Origin of the sequence: uncultured Alistipes sp. (assembly GCF_902388705.1) — a bacterium.
In the GTDB taxonomy this organism is placed as follows: Bacteria; Bacteroidota; Bacteroidia; order Bacteroidales; family Rikenellaceae; genus Alistipes.
In genome coordinates, this window is the sequence record NZ_CABMQJ010000100.1 from 1 (window position 1) to 4,322 (window position 4,322).

The 4,322-nt window shown below is 63.5% G+C and carries 4 protein-coding genes and 1 pseudogene; all 5 read left to right on the forward strand.

From position 1 onward, the window contains the following. Positions 1-425, forward strand: a pseudogene (locus QZT71_RS12015) (NADH-quinone oxidoreductase subunit E); the annotation flags it as partial. Positions 426-427: 2 nt separating this feature from the next. After that, complete coding sequence (locus QZT71_RS12020; RefSeq protein ID WP_295916544.1) at positions 428-1,339, forward strand: NADH-quinone oxidoreductase subunit H; 912 nt, start codon at positions 428-430, stop codon at positions 1,337-1,339. Further along, positions 1,340-1,969 carry a hypothetical protein gene (locus QZT71_RS12025; protein WP_295916546.1) on the forward strand — a complete coding sequence of 210 codons (630 nt, stop codon included), beginning with the start codon at positions 1,340-1,342 and terminating at the stop codon, positions 1,967-1,969. It abuts the gene before it with no gap. A 4-nt stretch (positions 1,970-1,973) separates the two neighbouring features. Then, positions 1,974-3,374, forward strand: a complete 1,401-nt coding sequence (locus QZT71_RS12030) for a proton-conducting transporter membrane subunit (RefSeq protein ID WP_295916549.1) — start codon at positions 1,974-1,976, stop codon at positions 3,372-3,374. Beyond that, a partial coding sequence (locus QZT71_RS12035; protein ID WP_295916551.1) for an NADH-quinone oxidoreductase subunit C occupies positions 3,371-4,322 on the forward strand: 952 nt, incomplete at its 3' end. The genes QZT71_RS12030 and QZT71_RS12035, both read left to right, overlap by 4 nt.

Genomic DNA, 4,322 nt, shown 5'->3' on the forward strand with positions numbered 1-4,322 from the left:
GTACGGCGTGGCTGCTGCTCGCCGTCGCCGGCCTGCTCGCATGGCTTCGCAGCCGGGCGCTGCGCACGCGCAGCGTAATCAAAGGCCCGACCTGGGGCTGCGGCTTCACCGCCCCCAACGTGCGGATGCAGTATACGGGCGAGTCCTATTCCGAAGGCCTGCAATCGATCGCCACTTCGCTCACGCAGAACAGCGGCGAGGGAAGCGCCGTCGGCAAAGGCGAGATATTCCCCGCGGCGCACAACTTCGACATCCGCCACAAAGACCGCATCGGCAAACTCTTCGCCGCATGGTGGGTCGAACTGCTGCGGCTGATAAACAAGCGCGCCATGCGCCTGCGCACCGGAAAAATCAACCACTACATCCTCTTCGCGCTGGCGTTCCTCGCACTGGTATTCCTGTTATCCATCTTTAACCTGATCTGACGATGGCGGCACTCAACACACTTCTCCTGCTACTGGCGGCCGTCTGCATCCCGGGCCTTATCAACCGCACGCGGGCCGTGCTGGCGGGCCGCAGGGGCATCCGCTTCGCACAACACCTCTACGACGTGCGCCTGCTGCTGCGCAAGGGCGCCGTCTACTCCACGACCGCCTCGGCGCTGCAGCGCGCCGTACCGTCGGTATACCTCGGTTCGGCAATCGTCGCGGCGCTCTTCATCCCCGTGGGCGACCTGCAGCCCGTGCTGTCATTCGACGGCGACATCGTCTGCTTCGCCTACCTGCTGGCGCTCGGGCGCTTCGCCCTGATACTGGGCGCGATGGACACCGGCAGTTCGTTCGAGGGCATGGGCGCGAGCCGCGAAGCCCTCTACGGCGCGCTCATCGAACCCGCGCTGATGCTCACGGCCGGAACGCTGGCCCTGCTCGCGGGACACACCTCGTTCGCCCGCATCTTCGCCGACGCGGCGACGGGCGACCTGCAACTGGCCGTCATCCTGCTGCTCGCAGCCTACGTACTGGTGAAAATCGTCTTTACCGAAAGCGGCCGCGTACCAATCGACGACCCCCGCACGCACCTCGAGCTGACGATGATTCACGAGGTGATGTGCCTCGACTACTGCGGCGTGGACCTGGGCATGATTAAAATCGCGGGATGGCTCAAGACCGCGGCGCTGTCGATGCTCGCCGCCGACGCCGTGACAGCCGTGCTCTGCCCCCACTGGTGGGCCGCAGCGCCGCTGGCCGTGATCGTCACGGGCCTGTCGGTGGGCATCGTCGAATCGACGCAGGCCCGCAACAAACTTTCGCGCAACACCACATTCATCCTCACCATCACGGCGCTGGCGGCCCTCGTCTTTTTCACGGGCTACCTGCTGCAACTCAACATCGGTCTGTAAATGATACTTCCGCTGGTCATACTTTACGTCATCACGCTCGTCTACCTTTCGATTACCGAGCGTTTCCGCAACTTCGCCTCGATTATCGGCCTGCAGGGGTGGATACTGTTCGCCATCGCCCTGCTGCGCCTGCACGCCATCGACCTCGCCGAGCTGCTTTTCATCGCGGTCGAAACCCTGCTGTTCAAGGCGCTGGTGGTTCCGGCTATCCTCTTCGCCGTAATCCGCAAAACCCGTATCAACCGCGTACGCCGCTCGGGCTCGACCCAGTCGGGTTCGCTGCTGCTGTCGCTGATGGCACTGGCCGTCAGCGCATCGATCACCTACTACATCGCCGACTCGGCAATCGATCTCGTTTTCTTCGGCGTGGCGCTCTACGCCCTGTTGAGCGGGCTGATCCTGATCGTCCTGCGCTCGCGTATCTTCTCGCACATGGTCGGGTTCCTCGTCATCGAAAACGGCGTATTCCTCTTTTCGATGGCCATCGGCGTCGAAATGCCGTTCCTGATTAACATCGCCATCCTGCTCGACGTGCTGATTTCGGTCCTGATGCTGGGCATCTTCTTCACCAAAATAGACGGCAAGATACACGCCGACGACGCCGACGCACTCACCAATGTAAAAGACTGACGCCATGATTTATTACCTTATAGCCAGTATCCTCGCCGCCGCATCCGCTTTCGCGGCCCGGAGCGAACGCCAGCTCACCGCGGCGGGCGGCATTTTCTACGCCGTGCAGGGGGCTTTCGCCGTATGGCTGCTCGCAGGCGGACTCTACGGCACCACCTCGGCGACATTCTTCACGTTCGATGCCCTGGGCACGCTCTTCTTCGTGCTGCTCACCGTCGTATCATGCTACGCCTTCTTCCACTCCGGAGCCTACCTCGCAGGCAACGACCTGCAGCAGACGCGCACCTACTTCGCCCTGCTGATGCTGCTCACGACGGCCATCGCCGGAGCCTACTTCGCCAACAACCTCGCCGTGACGTGGATTTTCCTCGAGGCGACCACGCTCTGCTCGGCGGGCATCGTCTACCACCGCCGCACGGCGCAGACGCTCGAAGCGGCGTGGAAATACGTCTTCGTCTGCTCGACGGGCATCGCCATGGCCTACCTGGGCATCCTGCTGCTGGCCGCCGCCACCAAGTGCGAATCGCTCTCGTACGACGCCGTCGCGGCCGTCGCCGCCTCGGGCAACCCGCTCTACCTCAAGACGGCATTCCTGCTGATTCTCTGCGGATACAGCTGCAAGGTCGAGTTGTTCCCGCTCTACACCGTGGGCGTGGACGCCAATTTCGCCGCCCCGTCGCCCGCTTCGGCGCTGATTTCCACGGGACTGGTCAACGCCGGGTTCCTCGCCGTCTTCCGCGTCTACAAACTGCTCGCGGCAACCGAGGTATTCCCCTGGGTGCGGTCGGTACTGCTGCTCGTAGGCGTGCTGTCGCTCGCCATCGGAGCGCTGTTCCTGCGCCGCACGAACAACTACAAGCGCTTCCTCTCCTACTCGACGGTCGAAAACATGGGTATCGCCGCCATCGGACTGGGTATCGGCGGCATCGGCGTATGGGCCGCCCTGTTCCACGTCGTCTGCCATACCTTTATCAAGAGCAGCCTCTTCCTGCAGATGGCCGTCGTGCGGCAGGTCTACAACGGCTACCGCATCAACCGTATCGGCGACTACATCCACATCAACCGCGTGGGCGCCGTCGGACTGCTCACCGGCATGGTCGTCCTGCTGGCATTCCCGCCCTCGCCGCTTTTCATCTCCGAACTGACGATTCTCAAACAGGTCGTCACCGACCGGAACTGGTGGCTCGCGGCCGGTGTCCTGCTCCTGCTGTGCATCGTCATCTACGCATTCAGCTCGCGCATGCTGCGGCTCTGCTACCAGTCCAACCAGGACGAGGTGCATCCTTCGAAAGCCGACAAGGCGCTGTCGTGGTCGGCGCTGTCGCTGCTCGCGGCAGCCGTGGTGCTGGGCATGTGGCAGCCCGGATTCCTGCAACGGATTATCTCTGAAATCGCAAGTCTATGAATTACTACGTAACAGACAACACGGCCGCATCCGTCCGGCTCGGCGACATTCCCGAAACCTCCTACGCGGAGTTCTACGCGGACATCGCCGCCAAACTCGCGGACGCGCGCTACCATATCGCACATTACTTCGCCCTGCCGGCGGAGGACCGCCTCCGCTTCTTCTGCCTGCTGCTGGACGATGCGACGGGGCAGGTGCTCATCGCCTCGTTCGCCATGGAATATTACGACGAAGGGGAGCTTCCTTCGCTGACGGCCCGCCATCCGCAGGTGCACCCCTTCGAACGCGACATCACGGAGCGCTACGGCGTGCGGTTCGACGGCATGCCGTGGCCCAAGCCGCTGCGTTTTCCGTTCGACCGGTTCGACCGCCGCAGCTCGATCGACAACTACCCGTTCTATACGATGGAGGGCGGCTCGCTGCACGAAGTCAACGTCGGCCCGATCCATGCAGGCATCATCGAACCGGGCGCTTTCCGCTTTATCTGCAACGGCGAGCAGGTGCTCCACCTCGAAATCGCGCTGGGCTACCAGCACCGGGGCGTGGAGCACGAATTCGCAGCCACCGGCAACCGTCTGCGGCAGATGTGCCTTGCGGAAGCCGTCGCCGGCGACAGCGCCGTGGCGCATGCCACGGCATTCGCCGAAGCCGTCGAGAAACTCGCGGGATTCAGTCCCGGCTTGCAGCTCCGGGTCGAGCGGGCCGTGGCGCTCGAACTGGAACGCATGGCCATGCAAATCGCCGACACGGGCGCCCTCTGCATGGACGTAGGTTACCAGCTGGGGCAGGTGGCGTGCGAGGCGCTGCGCACGATGACCATCAACACCACGCAGGCGTGGTGCGGCAACCGTTTCGGCAAGGGGCTGGTACGCCCGCACGGCACCAACCACCCGCTGACGGCCGAAAAAGCGGCGGCGGTTCGCGGCAACGTCGCGCAAATCGCCCGCC

Excerpts from the sequence above, each read along its gene's own strand:
- QZT71_RS12025 (WP_295916546.1), top strand. The coding sequence starts at position 1,340 with ATGATACTTCCGCTGGTCATACTTTACGTCATCACGCTCGTCTACCTT.
- QZT71_RS12020 (WP_295916544.1), top strand. The coding sequence starts at position 428 with ATGGCGGCACTCAACACACTTCTCCTGCTACTGGCGGCCGTCTGCATC.
- QZT71_RS12030 (WP_295916549.1), top strand. The coding sequence starts at position 1,974 with ATGATTTATTACCTTATAGCCAGTATCCTCGCCGCCGCATCCGCTTTC.